The following is a 12,661-nucleotide window of genomic DNA, read 5'->3' on the forward strand; positions in this document are numbered from 1 at the left end:
GGAACCGATTGATGACAGTGCATAAAATGATCCGAAAGGCAGGCCATTTCAGCCTGCAGGACCTGAGGCATATATACGAGAAGCCAACCGAGCTGACGCTGGACAAGTCCGACCAGGCGCGCATTGACGCCGCGCGGCAAACAGTGACAGACCTGATCGACCGCGGCGACACCGCTTACGGTATCAATACAGGCTTCGGCCTGATGGCCAACACGCGCATCAAGGCGTCGGACGTTGAAAAGTTGCAGGAAAACCTTGTGCTTTCCCACGCGACCGGCACAGGCGAACCTTTGAAGGACGGTGTTGTGCGCCTCGTGCTGGCGCTCAAGGCAACGTCGCTGGCACAAGGCCACTCAGGCATCCGCGGTGAGGTGATCGATGCGCTTCTGAAGCTGCTCAGCCACGGCGTTTACCCTGTGATCCCGGCCAAGGGATCCGTGGGCGCATCGGGTGATCTGGCGCCGCTCGCGCACATGTCGGCAGCCCTTCTGGGCGTGGGTGACGTGCGTCATGAGGGCAAGATCATGACCGCCAAGGACGGCCTAGAAATGCTTGGCCTTGAGCCGCTTCGGCTGGCCGCCAAGGAGGGCCTGGCGCTCTTGAACGGCACGCAGGTGTCGACGGCGCTGACGCTTTCCGGCCTCTTTGAGATTGAGAATGTGTTTGCCTCCGCCATGGTGGCTGGTGCCATGAGCGTGGACGCCATGAAGGGCTCTGACGTGCCGTTCGACCCACGCATCCATGCAGTACGCCGCCAGCAGGGTCAGATCGATACGGCAGCCATGTACCGTAGCCTACTGGCCGGCAGTAACATTCGTCAAAGTCACGAGGACTGCGAAAAGGTGCAGGATCCCTATAGTCTGCGCTGTCAGCCACAGGTGATGGGCGCGGCGCTTGGCGTGATGCGCCAGGCAGCTGAAACGCTGCTGACAGAAGCCAATGCAGTAACTGACAACCCGCTCATTTTCCCGGACGAAGGGGATATTCTCTCAGGCGGTAACTTCCACGCGGAGCCGGTGGCGATGGCGGCTGACATGCTGGCAATTGCCGCGTGCGAGATCGCCTCAATCTCAGAGCGTCGCACCAGCCTGCTTGTCGACCCCAAGATGTCCGGCCTGCCCGCCTTCCTGGTGGAAGACGGTGGCCTGAATTCGGGCTTCATGATCGCGCAGGTGACGACTGCCGCACTGGTGAGCGAGAACAAAACGTTCGCGCACCCTGCAAGTGTGGACAGCATCCCGACCTCGGCAGGGCAGGAAGACCATGTGTCCATGGCGACCTTCGCGGGTCGCCGCCTGCATGACATTGCCTTCAACGCTGGTGCGGTGATCGCGATTGAGCTTCTGGGTGCGGCACAGGGGATGGACTTCCACCGGCCGCTCAAGTCATCCGAACCACTGGAGGCGGTTTATGGGCTGATCCGGGAACGGGTGGATTTCTACAAAGAAGACCGTTACTTTGCCCCTGATATTGAGGCAGCGCGGGAATTGGTGGCCTCCGGTAGTCTGAATGGCTATGTGGAGACGCTCCTGCCGTCCACAAGCCTTGGGAGCCAAGCACTTTGACGCAAGTCTTCGATCTCACGAGGGGGCACAGCCCCCTCATTATCTCCATGCCGCACAGCGGCGAGGAGTTGGGGGCCTACGCGGGCCGCATGACAGCCGACGCGCTCAAGATCGCGGATACGGACTGGCACCTGCCGAAGCTCTACAGCTTCCTTGCCGACATGGACGCAACAGTCGTGCATGCGCACTATTCGCGCTATGTGATCGACCTGAACCGCGATCCGTCAGGCAAGAGCCTGTACCCGGGCCAGAATGTGACCGAGCTGTGCCCCACCACCACATTTGACGAACATCCGGTTTATCTGCCGGGAGAGGCGCCGCATGATGCGGAACAGCGCGACCGTGTCGGTCACTTCTGGAAGCCGTATCATAACGCGCTGGCGGCAGAGATCGAACGCGTGCGGCATATCCATGGGTATGCGTTGCTGTGGGACGCGCATTCGATCCGGTCCCACGTGCCGCGTTTCTTTGATGGCCAATTGCCTGATTTTAACCTGGGTACCAACGACGGCCAGTCCTGCAGCCCGGAACTGGCAGAGGCTGTGTACGGTGTGGCACAGCAGGCTGAAGGCTATAGCGCAGTATTGAATGGCCGCTTTAAGGGTGGTTTCATCACTCGCAAATACGGCCAACCCGCGCACGGTGTGCACGCGATCCAGCTTGAGCTGTCGCAAATCACCTATATGGATGAAAGCTTCCCTTTCACCTATCTGCCGGAGCGGGCAGGCGAAGTGGCGAAACCCATCCAAGCAATGCTGGAAGCCATGCTTAGTTGGAAGCCGAAGGGCTGATTTAAAGCCAGCGCCGGACCTTTGATTTGTAGGTACGGTATTCGTCGCCGAACAGTTCTTCCAGCCGCCGTTCTTCCGGCAGGATGAAGCGGATTGTGATGATGCTGATGAACAGCACAAAAGGCACCACCGGCCAATAGCCGCCGGTGAGCGGCCACAGGCCAATCAGCCCAAGCACCATGCCCAGATACATCGGATTCCGTGTGAAGCGGTAGGCGCCATAGGTGATCAATTTGTGCGCGTCTTCGCCCGGATAGAAGCTGGTGCCAGCCGCGACAAAGCGGTTCTTTTCTCTTGCCGCCATCCAGATGCCGAAGATCGTCAGGCCAAGGGGCCAATACTGTACGCCGAAGCCGCCGGTTTCCCAGTATCCAATGCCCAGCATCAGTGTTGCTGTCAGGAAAAACAGGTGCGGTGGCAGGATGCGCGGCACATTTGGGCGTTTCTTCTCAGGCATAGCCGTTTCCTCTGACTATTTCGCGAAAAGCTGGGATGGGTCCTTGAAGGCCTTCAGTTCAATGGCGTTCCCGGCGGGGTCGAGGAAGAACATGGTGGCCTGTTCGCCCACTTCTCCCTCGAACCGGATGCCTGGCTCGATCACGAACTCAATTTCCGCCGCTGCCAGCTTGGTGGCCAGCGCGTGCCAGTCTTCCCAATCCAGCACCGCGCCGAAATGGAAGCTGGGCACTTGCTTGCCGTCCACATCATTGGTGTCTGCCTGGCCAAGGGGTGTGCCTTGGTGCACCACAAACTGGTGGCCAAAGAAGTTGAAATCGATCCATGTGTCGCTGGACCGCCCCTCAGGGCAGCCCATCAGCCCGCCATAGAAGGCGCGGGCTGCTTCAAGGTCGTCAACCGGGACCGCAAGATGGAAAGGAGGAATTGCCATATCCTTCACCTTTATTTCCCAAGAAGATCCAACGCGATCACGGTCATGGCTTCAACGCCCGCCTTTACTGATGGTTCAGGCGCGATCTTGAAGAGAGGTGAATGGTGCCCGGCAACGGCGGGGCCGCCATTCTTTTCGGCTTCAAAGGCCTCCATAGGCGTGCCGCCGACTATGAAATAGAAGCCGGGTACAGCCGGGTCGACTTGGCTGAAGTAGGCAAAGTCCTCAGCCCCCATGTTTTTCTGCTCGTAGCGGGCAACCTGGCCTTCGGGGAAGTGCTCCCTAAGCACGTTATCCAGCCGTGAAGTCAGCGCTTTGTCGTTCACTGTCGTGGGCGTGCTTTCGATCGACAGTTCAACGGTCGGCAGTTTGTCTTCCGGCAAGCCCGCGACACGACCTGTGTTTTCCGCGACGCGCTTGATGCCTGCCAGCAGCTTGTGACGCACTTCCTCATCGTTAGAACGGACAGTGAGGGTGAGTACGGCTTCATCCGAGATGATGTTGTTCTTGGTGCCGGCGTGGAAGGTGCCCACCGTTACCACACCTGGTGAAAGCGGCGAGATTTCACGGGCTACCAGGGTCTGGAGGGCATTGACGATCTGGGAACCGATCACGATCGGGTCCTTGCCCAGGTGGGGCGACGCCCCGTGTGTGCCCACGCCGTGGACCGTGATGCGCACGCTGTCGCTGGAGCTGTACATGATGCCTGGCTTATAGACGATCATACCAGCAGGCGCTTGGGCGGCCACGTGCAAGGCCACGGCATAATCCGGGCGCGGGAAGCGCTCATAGATGCCGTCTTCGATCATCGCCTTGGCGCCGCTGATGGTCTCCTCCGCCGGTTGGCCGACAAGCAGAAGTGTGCCTTGCCATTTGTCTTTCATGGCCACCAGCTGACGGGCGGTGCCAACAAGGCCTGTCATGTGCATGTCGTGCCCGCAGGCGTGCATCACGGGCATTTCAACACCGTCCAGGTTCACCTGCCGTTTGGTCGACGCATAGGGGAGGCCCGAAGCTTCCTCAACCGGTAGGCCGTCCATATCCGCCCTGATCAGGAGCGTCGGGCCATCACCGTTTTTCATCATGGCTACAAGGCCGGTCCTGCCCACCCCGGTGGTAACGTCGAAGCCAAGCGCACTCAGTTCTTTCGATAGCCGCTCAGCCGTCTCGTTCTCGCGGAAAGACAGCTCAGGATTCTTGTGCAGATAGACGAACAGGTCCTCGAGATAATCATAATCTTTGGCGATGGCATCCTTGATGCTGTGATTATCTGCAGCCGCGCCCAGGCTGGTGCTTGCCAGCAGGCTCAGCGCTGCAATGGTTTTGGTGAAACTATGTTTCATGGTTGCGTCCCCTTGTCCCTGTTTATGCGATGTCCCCAAAATGCTTCAGGGCGGCCGGCGCAATCTCGTTGCCCCATTCCTGCACAAAATGCCCTCCGTCTGCAATCTCCATCGGTTCAGGGCAGCCTTTGATCAGCCCGGCCAGCATACGCATGGCGGGTGGGCCAAGGACCGGGTCTTTCATGCCAATGGCCATGAACGTCTCGCCCGTCCAGTCTTCATTCCAGAATTTGGCGGCACGCTTTGATGTGCCCACGCCTTCCATATCCGGGGCGGTCATCACCAGTTGCGGGAAGGCCCGCACGCCAGCCTTATAGTGGTGATCGGGGAAGGGGGCGTCATAGGCCGCGACTTCCGCGTCCGTCAGGTGCGGCGTTGTGCGCTTCATCAGGCCACCCACTGGCATATCGGGCGTTGTGCGGGCATATTCGCGCCACTCATTAAAGCCTTTGCCCGCGGGGACGCCGACCGCAAGGGCTGTGTTCATCACAAGCAGGCGTTTGAAACGGTCGGGCATGTCCACCGGCAACGTCAGCCCCAGAACACCGCCCCAATCCTGGCACACCAATGTGATGTTCTTCAGGTCCAGCTTTTCGATAAAGCGCAGCAGGAAGTTGCGGTGGAAGTGGAAGCTATAGTCTTCATCGCGCGTTGGCTTGTCGGATCGGCCGAAGCCAAAGAAGTCAGGGGCAACAACCCGCGCGCCTGACGCAGTGAAATGCGGGATCATGTGCCGGTAAAGATAGGACCAGCTGGGTTCGCCATGCAGGCACAGAAAGGTACGATCTGCGTCTTTTGGGCCTTCATCAACATAGTGGGTGCGCATGCCCTCATAGCCTTTGAGGTCATCCATATAGTGCGGCTCAAATGGCCAGTCCGGCAGGTCGTCGAACCGGTCGTCGGGCGTTCGGATTGCTTCCAGTGTCATATTTTTCCTTCCCAGATTTTAGCTGTTTCATCAGGATATAGGCGGATATCGCCCCGTGGCGAGCCGGGGCCTTGCAACACAGCTATTCGCTTTTGTGACATCGGCAGTGATGGCGGCAGACTGCGGCAAATCTGGCACCGTGCATTTTTTTGAAACTGTTCGTTGACTCAGGGGTGGCACTTAGCTATTCACGGCGGCGGAGACGTGGCTGAGTGGTCGAAAGCGCTCCCCTGCTAAGGGAGTATACTGGCAACGGTATCGAGGGTTCGAATCCCTTCGTCTCCGCCATTTTCTCGACCAAGAGAATTCATGAAAAGTCAAAACCCGCAGTTTTCTGCGGGTTTTCTTTTTGCCATTGCGCCAGGAGGTCCAGGAGGCACCATGCAGGTCCCCTCAAGTGGGGGGTGTAATCGGGAATCTGGTTTTGTGTGGGCGTAGCTGCGACACTTGCTACGAGATTGCTACGATCTCCTTGTGCTTTTTGGCTTTCCTATATGCATTCCGTCCATCCTTTTGCGCCGAGATATTAGGAAGCGCACTTTTTCAGATGGGTCATAAATTCCCCCAATCAGTATTCCTAAGTCTGCTGAAGGTCGTGCCTACTTTTCAAGACAAGTCTAGAAAATGCACTTGGCACTTGGCAGTTGGGAGTGGGACGACTGTTTCCTGATCCAAAAGGGGACAAACCATGAAACTCTACTTTCAATATGAAATTCCCAGCGCTGCTCATAGATAAACAACGAAGAACCTCAGGGCCGTTCAGTTGCCATTGGTCATTCGAATATGGAGAGCATGGTTCGCTATTTGGGTGTCGATGTGGTTGACGCTCCTGAGGTTGCGGGTTCACTGGAGATCTAAAAGCAGACATTCAGAGCGACCATTTCGGTGGTCGTTCTTTGGTCAGAAGCAGGCATAGGTGTATGGGGCCGGGTACTCAGGTTCTGTTTTCGGTAATGCCCAGAAAATTAGCGATTGCAGTGCGGGCATCCGCCTCGTCGAGCGTGGGGGCGTGTCCTACGTTTGCAACCTCAGCAGTCAGGAGTGTTGGCGCCTTGTATTTCAGTTTCTCGACAGTGGTAGGCGCTAGAAGGTCGGACAAGCTGCCCCGAAGCAGCAAGGTTGGGTGCTTTCTTGCCAGACGGGTGAAGCGCGGCCAGAGAAACAGGGACAGAAGGCGAACCTGTAGTGGCGACACGGTACGCGCCACAGCCGGATCATAATCGAAGCGTGGTTTGCCTTCGGCGGTCTCTCTGAAGGTTCTGCGCAGAAAACGGCGCCAGTCTGTATCGGAGAACGCAGGATAAACATCAGCCCCAACACGCCGGCAATAGGCATCCGCGTCTGACCAATTGGCAATGGATGCCTTTCCGCCCGCGTATGCCCCAATGCGCTTGATTCCTTTCGGGTTCGCTTCCGGGCCAATGTCATTGAGGATGACCCTGCCAATCCGGTTCCCATGCCTCATTGCTATTGTAGCTGTAACGATGCCGCCAAGGGACGTGCCGATGAAATGGGCGCGATCGATTTTCTGTTCCTGCATCAGGGCCAGAATGTCCTGCGCATAGGTGTTTGGGTGATAATTTTTTGCCTTTGGGTCATAGTCTGACAGGCCGCGCCCGCGGAAGTCCACGGCAATCGTCTGCTTGCCCTGGACGGCAAGCCAAGTGGCGACGTCTTCAAAATCACGGGCATTTCGGGTCAGGCCGGGCAGGCAGATAATGGGCAAAGAAGGCCTGCTGTCCCCCATTGCGGGATAGTCCCGTGCATGCAGTTGCAGGCCGTCCCGCGACTGCCAATAGATATCCTGATAGGCGGTCACTGATTGTCCCCTGTTGGTTGGAAAGCGCCGCCAGCTGTTGCCGGCAGCGCATCGTCAAATGCGGATTTAGAAGCGATATTCAATGGATGCAGTCACCGTGCGTGGCGGGCCATAGAAGCCGATCACGGAATCGCCGAACGCCAGGCCAGGGAAATTGTAGGCCCCGGTCCTGTATGTTGTGTTCGTCAGATTGCGGCCATGCAGCCCCACGCGCCAATGGTCTCCAGCCGACGTCCAGACGACCGAGAGATCAAGCAGCTGATAGGCGTCCTGGTTGATCTCGTCGACCGGCGTTTCGAACATCGACGTGGCGCTGCGGAAGCTCATGGCACCATGGATGTTTACGCTGCCCCGGCTGTCGAGCGGCACCATATAGCTGAAGCCCACATTGCCGTTCCATTTCGGAGTGTTTTGGAACACGCGGTCGTCCGCCACGTTGGTGAGCACAAAGCCAGTGCCGTCAGAGACATAGGCAAGATACTCATCAAAAGCGGCATCAGTGTAGCCAAGGGTGACATTGATACTGAAAGTGTCGGTCAGGAAAGCTGTCGTCTCCAATTCAGCGCCCTTGATGGTTGACTTGCCCACATTATCGACAAAGCTGACAACACCTGTGTTTGTGGCGTTGATCTGCTGGCTGGTCACCTGTTGTCCGTCATAGGAGGCATGGAACAACGCTGTGGCAAGCGACAGGCGATTGTTAAAGAGGCTGCCCTTGAAGCCCAGCTCGAACGTTTCCACTGTTTCGGGGTCATACCCCTCCATTGTAGCGGGGGTTGCGAAGGCATCGCCGCGCATGTCGAAGCCGCCAGATTTGAACCCCCGGCTGTAGCTTGCATATATGTTGGTCGTGTCGCTCATATCGTAGGCAAGGCTGACGCGGGGTGTGAATTCCTCGAAGGCGAGTTGGTTGGTATAGTCGGTCAGCGGCTGGATCAAGATGCCAGTACCGCCAGATATTGGGCTGCCGAGCCCCAGATAATTGGCCTTGAAGACGGTGCCGGTTTTTTCATCCCGCGTCCAGCGGCCGCCAAGAGACAGGTGCCAGCGTGTGCTCAGGTCGATATCGATGTCGGCAAACACGGCATAGGATTTGGTCTCGACCCGACCACTGGTGCCTTGGGTGAGATTTGGTGTTGGCACGTTTGGGATGGCTGCGGCTGCAAGAGCGAGTACTGTGTCAAACGCCCCTTGCGCCACCGCGTCCATATAGTAGGCGCCGACAACGCCGCTCCAGCTGTCGTGATCAATGAGAAGCTGCAGTTCCTCAGAATATTGATGGTCTTCATAGACGCTTTCCGGCGCGACGATATCGAGCAGCGGTGCGGGCGTGCCATCAAAATCAATACCATCACCATGTGTTACGCCATCACGGTAGGCGCTGATCGACTTGATTGTGTAATGCTCATTCAGTGTCCATTCCGCCAGCAGCGAAATCCCTTGAGTGATCACCTCGTTGGTGTCGCCAAGCCCGGCCCATGTGTCATAGACATCCTCCTGGACAGGGAAAGCATCGGCCGGAATGTCGAGACTGAACGGCGCAAGGGTGAAGGGCGGCACGGAAAATGCCGCGGGCACCGCCAATTCCCGGTGGCCATGATTGGCATTCGAGTTGTCTTCTGTACGGTCGGCGGAGATGCGGAAGAAGAGCTGGTCTGAGGGCATGAATTCCATGGTCAGGCGCCCAGCCCATGCATCCTTATTGTTGGTGTCATTGCCGGTAAAATGATTGGTGCCATAGCCGTTCCGGTTGAAAAGCGCGAAGGCACCGCCGACAGCGAGCCTGTCGCCGACAGGGGCGGAGCCGGAGACGATCAGATCGTGCTGGCCATAAGATCCCACATTGGCCCGAACCTTGGCCTGAGGCTCCGCCCCCAATCGGGCGGTAACATATTTCACCGCGCCGCCAATGGTGTTGCGGCCATAGAGCGTGCCTTGTGGCCCGCGCAGCACCTCGATCCGCTCGATATCAAATATATCAAGGATCGCTCCTTGCGGGCGCGCGATATAGACATCGTCGACGTAAAGGCCGACCCCGGGTTCGAAACCCCATAGGGGGTCCTGCTGGCCAATGCCTCGAATGAAGCTGGTGAGCGTGCTATTGGTGCCCCGGGCCACCTGCAGGGTCAGGTTCGGGGTAAGGCGCTGAAGCGCCGTGATGTCAGCAGCGCCCTTCAAGTCGAGCTGATCGCCGGATTGAACGGAAACCGCAACTGGTACGTCTCTCAGGCTTTCTTCCCGCCTGCGGGCGGTCACTACAATTTCTTCCAGCAGAAAATCACTCGCTGCTTCGGTGCTTTGCTGAGCGACCGCGGGTGGCGTAACTGCGATCAGGCTCACGTTTGCCATCAGCGCCATGGACATGGTCGATATTGTCATTCTGTTCATAGGTTCCTCCCAAAACCAACTTTCCCATCGTTGGTCATGCATGAGCTGAAACATTGATGGAGTCAACTTATTTATTGATTGACCAATAAATAAGTTTCAGTATCCTTGCCAAATCATGTTAGTTTGCGCATGGTGCCAGGCAGGCCTGTGGGCTGGAAATTTTAGGAAGCGACTGAGGCAGGGCATGACCGTCACTGACATGAAAAACAAACCAGCGCGACGCAAGCGGCGCAAACAGGCTGACCGGCGGGAGGAGTCGCGCGAACGAATCCTGGACGCGGCGGAAGAGCTATTTGCAAAACGCGGTTTTCATGGTGTGTCGGTTCGCGAGATAGCAGATGCCTCTGGTGCCGATACGTCACTTCTGCATTATTATTTTGGTGCTAAAGCTGCCTTGTTCGAGACGGTGATCGAGCGGCGGGCTGCGCTTGTGAACGACAGCCGGTTAGCGTCGCTTGAGGCGTATGAGCGAGATAATGCGAATGCGATGACGGCGGCGGGGATCATTCGCGCCTATCTGGAGCCGACTTTTAAATTCATGATGGCCGGAGATCCGGGCTACCTGAACTATGGTGCGCTGATTGCCCGTATCAATAGCTCGCCGCCAGGTGAGGGGCCTGATATGTCCGCCTCCCCATTCGACGGTGTTGTGCAGAAGCTCATCGGGCTTTTGAAAACAGTACGACCCGATTGCAGTGAGGCCGAGCTGTACTGGTTTTATCATCTGCTGTCTGGGGCGATTACTCTGTCGTTGGCCCAAACAGGTCGCATCGATTTCCTGTCAGGAGGCGCCTGTCGGTCGGACGACTTTGAGACGATCCTGCAGCATATGGTGCAGGTGTTTGGTCATGGCTTGGGGGGGCTGGTCGGGAACAAAGTTTAGCGGATATCTGTTTTCATTCTGTAGGAGGCCCCGCCGGCAGTTTACTACCAGCGGGGCTGACCCGTGTGGCACGCAGCATGCTCTCCGGGAGGAGTTGTGGGTCGCTGCGCACCCCGGGCCTTATCCTATGCCTGAAGGGGACCAAGCGCTGCAACAATACGGCCCAGTTGGGCGTCTGTCAGAAGATCCCCCAGCACCTTCTGGAATTGCGGGTGGCCTGCGCCAGAGAGGATATATTGCCAGCGGTAGGCCTTCAGGATACTCGCTTCGATTTGTTGAACCTCACCGGCAGCAACATCGCGACCGCAGGTATTGGCGAAATATCCTGCGTCTGCGGCAGCCTGCGCTTGCAGGATGCCGTCCACAGCACCAACGAGTTCGATAAAGTCGGTTACGGCCTGATCGCGCTCTGCATCGGTCAGAGTTGCGTCATGTTTCCGAAGCTCCAGCTCATCAAGAATTGCGTGCTGGCTCTCTTCCTTCCAGTGAAACAGGAAGACATCTTTGAAGAGAGGCGACAGGGCTTCGTCCTTGTCGATGCTTTCGCGGTAGTGTTGTTGGGTAAAGAGCTCGATATGAAGGGTCAGCGTCAGGACCGCCCAGGTGCATTTACTGAGAACAGCCTGGGCGACTGCATCGGGGTCAGGTGTGTTGGTATACCCTGCAGGCATGGCTTCCGCGATCATCGTTTCAATACGGCGAAACAGTTCCTGGTGCTTCAGTTCTTCGTCACTGAAACGCACCAGCGCTTCCAGCTTTACCTGGTCGCCCAGCCAATAGTCACGGCTCAGCTCCAGGATTTTGGCATTGATGAATCGCTCAACCAGACCAAAGATATTGGCATAAGTGCGGCCCTGGATCTGGCTCAGATACTTTTTCTCATCAGAACTCAGGCTGGTGAACTCTGCGGCAAGCGACAAGCCATCCGGCAAATATTTATGCGCTGTATCGAAAGCACGTCCCTGGATAACGTCGCGCTCAATTTCCCAACGTACCCGCTTCGATGCTTCAATGCACCGCGCAAAGCGTTCTGTCGTGTCCATCTCGATCTTATCAAACATGATCTACTCCTTATCTTTCGAGCGCCGGGCAACTGGGGAGGTGCGACCCGGTCTGAGGCAGGAAATACCGTGGGCAGGCTGGGCGGACTGTGACGCAGAGCACATATTTGAAAAAGAATGAAAATCTTTGAAAAATGGTAGAACCAGAAAAATGGCAGAATGCAGCGAATCTTGGGCGGCGTTATGCAAAAAAGCATGGGCTCCATACGATCTTGACCTTTTGGCAGCACGCTGATCCAATATAGACAGCCACCGACGTGCGAGGCGCAAAGGAACAAGCGATGACATTCCGAAATCCTGAATCTTTCAACGCGGAGGGTACTTTGCTGGCGAGTCTGTCTGACGCGCAGAAGCAAGCAGCCCTGAATATTGCCGTTGAAAAGTCAGTTCCCAAAGGGACAACCCTGATGCACCAGGGTGATGATGGAGACACGCTTCTGGTGATCCGCGAAGGTACTTGCAAAATTTGCATTTATACCGCCTCAGGCAAAGAGCTGATCCTGGATTATCTTGGGCCGGGTCAGATCGCGGGAGAGCTCTCAGTATTTGACGGCCAGCCATGCTCGGCTTCCGTGATCACGGTTGAATCATGTCGGGTAGCCGTTTTCCAACGTGCGGCGCTATTGTCCTTTCTCGAGAAGAACCCGGATATCACTCTGCAGATCATTAAGGTTTTGTGTGCCCGGATCAGACGTACCAACCAGTTGCTGGAAAGCGACCGGTCTTATGCGATGGGGCCGAAGTTGGCGCGTGGCCTTCTGCAATTGGTCGCCTTCCATGGCGCCAACATCGATAGCGCACTGAATGCTGAAAGCAGCCTGCGCTTTGCTATCAGCCAATCAGACTTGGGGAACTTTGTCAGTCTTAGTCGGGAAAACGTAAACCGACAGCTGAGGGACTGGCAGGAAACAGGAATTCTGACTGCTGCCGGTGGCAAGATCACCATAAAAGACCTTCAAGCCCTTAGAGATATCGCCGACTATATCGACTAGGC

Annotated in this window: 11 protein-coding genes, 1 tRNA gene and 1 pseudogene; 6 read left to right on the top strand and 7 right to left on the bottom strand. The window is 56.9% G+C overall.

Going from position 1 to position 12,661, the window contains the following annotated elements:
• Positions 1-11: 11 nt before the first annotated feature.
• On the top strand, positions 12-1,565 hold the full coding sequence (hutH, locus tag KORLAC_RS02995) for a histidine ammonia-lyase (protein ID WP_074519359.1): 1,554 nt from the start codon (positions 12-14) through the stop codon (positions 1,563-1,565).
• Positions 1,562-2,356 carry an N-formylglutamate deformylase gene (gene hutG / locus KORLAC_RS03000; RefSeq protein WP_068302707.1) on the top strand — a complete coding sequence of 265 codons (795 nt, stop codon included), beginning with the start codon at positions 1,562-1,564 and terminating at the stop codon, positions 2,354-2,356. The genes hutH and hutG overlap by 4 nt, the downstream gene beginning before the upstream one ends.
• 1 nt (position 2,357) lies before the next feature.
• Here the strand turns inward: hutG and KORLAC_RS03005 are convergent, their stop codons facing one another.
• From KORLAC_RS03005 to KORLAC_RS03020, 4 genes are read right to left on the bottom strand one after another with little or no spacing between them, the layout of a single operon-like run.
• A complete protein-coding gene (locus KORLAC_RS03005) occupies positions 2,358-2,813 on the bottom strand; it encodes a methyltransferase family protein (RefSeq protein ID WP_068302717.1) in 456 nt (151 codons plus the stop codon).
• Between the two features lie 15 nt (positions 2,814-2,828).
• A complete protein-coding gene (locus KORLAC_RS03010; protein ID WP_068303156.1) occupies positions 2,829-3,245 on the bottom strand; it encodes a VOC family protein in 417 nt (138 codons plus the stop codon).
• Positions 3,246-3,256: 11 nt separating this feature from the next.
• A complete protein-coding gene (locus KORLAC_RS03015; protein ID WP_068302723.1) occupies positions 3,257-4,588 on the bottom strand; it encodes an amidohydrolase in 1,332 nt (443 codons plus the stop codon).
• Between the two features lie 22 nt (positions 4,589-4,610).
• A complete protein-coding gene (locus tag KORLAC_RS03020) occupies positions 4,611-5,516 on the bottom strand; it encodes a haloalkane dehalogenase (protein ID WP_068302731.1) in 906 nt (301 codons plus the stop codon).
• 198 nt (positions 5,517-5,714) lie between these two features.
• Here KORLAC_RS03020 and KORLAC_RS03025 point away from each other — a divergent pair.
• Together KORLAC_RS03025 and KORLAC_RS19245 are read left to right on the top strand one after the other, a co-directional pair.
• A tRNA-Ser gene (locus KORLAC_RS03025) sits at positions 5,715-5,804 on the top strand.
• Between the two features lie 451 nt (positions 5,805-6,255).
• Positions 6,256-6,374, top strand: a pseudogene (locus KORLAC_RS19245) (integrase); the annotation flags it as partial.
• A 76-nt stretch (positions 6,375-6,450) separates the two neighbouring features.
• On the opposite strand, the gene KORLAC_RS03030 reads toward KORLAC_RS19245, so the two are convergent.
• Both KORLAC_RS03030 and KORLAC_RS03035 read right to left on the bottom strand, forming a co-directional pair.
• A complete protein-coding gene (locus KORLAC_RS03030; RefSeq protein WP_068302733.1) occupies positions 6,451-7,335 on the bottom strand; it encodes an alpha/beta fold hydrolase in 885 nt (294 codons plus the stop codon).
• Between the two features lie 66 nt (positions 7,336-7,401).
• Complete coding sequence (locus KORLAC_RS03035; RefSeq protein ID WP_068302737.1) at positions 7,402-9,723, bottom strand: TonB-dependent receptor; 2,322 nt, start codon at positions 9,721-9,723, stop codon at positions 7,402-7,404.
• A 184-nt stretch (positions 9,724-9,907) separates the two neighbouring features.
• On the opposite strand from KORLAC_RS03035, the gene KORLAC_RS03040 reads away from it, so the two are divergent.
• Positions 9,908-10,606, top strand: coding sequence for a TetR/AcrR family transcriptional regulator (locus tag KORLAC_RS03040; RefSeq protein ID WP_068302743.1), 699 nt, complete (start codon positions 9,908-9,910; stop codon positions 10,604-10,606).
• A gap of 125 nt (positions 10,607-10,731) precedes the next feature.
• Here KORLAC_RS03040 and KORLAC_RS03045 read toward each other — a convergent pair whose 3' ends face one another.
• Positions 10,732-11,667 carry a hypothetical protein gene (locus tag KORLAC_RS03045; RefSeq protein ID WP_068302746.1) on the bottom strand — a complete coding sequence of 312 codons (936 nt, stop codon included), beginning with the start codon at positions 11,665-11,667 and terminating at the stop codon, positions 10,732-10,734.
• A gap of 281 nt (positions 11,668-11,948) precedes the next feature.
• Here KORLAC_RS03045 and KORLAC_RS03050 point away from each other — a divergent pair, with 281 nt between their 5' ends.
• A complete protein-coding gene (locus tag KORLAC_RS03050) occupies positions 11,949-12,659 on the top strand; it encodes a Crp/Fnr family transcriptional regulator (RefSeq protein ID WP_068302749.1) in 711 nt (236 codons plus the stop codon).
• Positions 12,660-12,661 lie beyond the last annotated feature (2 nt).

It is taken from the genome of Kordiimonas lacus (assembly GCF_001550055.1).
GTDB lineage: Bacteria > Pseudomonadota > Alphaproteobacteria > Sphingomonadales > Kordiimonadaceae > Kordiimonas > Kordiimonas lacus.

What these genes read in the sequence shown, in the direction of transcription:
- hutH (WP_074519359.1), top strand. Translation starts at nt 12, where the DNA reads ATGACAGTGCATAAAATGATCCGAAAGGCAGGCCATTTCAGCCTGCAG.
- KORLAC_RS03005 (WP_068302717.1), bottom strand. Translation starts at nt 2,813, where the DNA reads ATGCCTGAGAAGAAACGCCCAAATGTGCCGCGCATCCTGCCACCGCAC.
- KORLAC_RS03010 (WP_068303156.1), bottom strand. Translation starts at nt 3,245, where the DNA reads ATGGCAATTCCTCCTTTCCATCTTGCGGTCCCGGTTGACGACCTTGAA.
- KORLAC_RS03015 (WP_068302723.1), bottom strand. Translation starts at nt 4,588, where the DNA reads ATGAAACATAGTTTCACCAAAACCATTGCAGCGCTGAGCCTGCTGGCA.
- KORLAC_RS03020 (WP_068302731.1), bottom strand. Translation starts at nt 5,516, where the DNA reads ATGACACTGGAAGCAATCCGAACGCCCGACGACCGGTTCGACGACCTG.
- KORLAC_RS03035 (WP_068302737.1), bottom strand. Translation starts at nt 9,723, where the DNA reads ATGAACAGAATGACAATATCGACCATGTCCATGGCGCTGATGGCAAAC.
- KORLAC_RS03040 (WP_068302743.1), top strand. Translation starts at nt 9,908, where the DNA reads ATGACCGTCACTGACATGAAAAACAAACCAGCGCGACGCAAGCGGCGC.
- KORLAC_RS03045 (WP_068302746.1), bottom strand. Translation starts at nt 11,667, where the DNA reads ATGTTTGATAAGATCGAGATGGACACGACAGAACGCTTTGCGCGGTGC.
- KORLAC_RS03050 (WP_068302749.1), top strand. Translation starts at nt 11,949, where the DNA reads ATGACATTCCGAAATCCTGAATCTTTCAACGCGGAGGGTACTTTGCTG.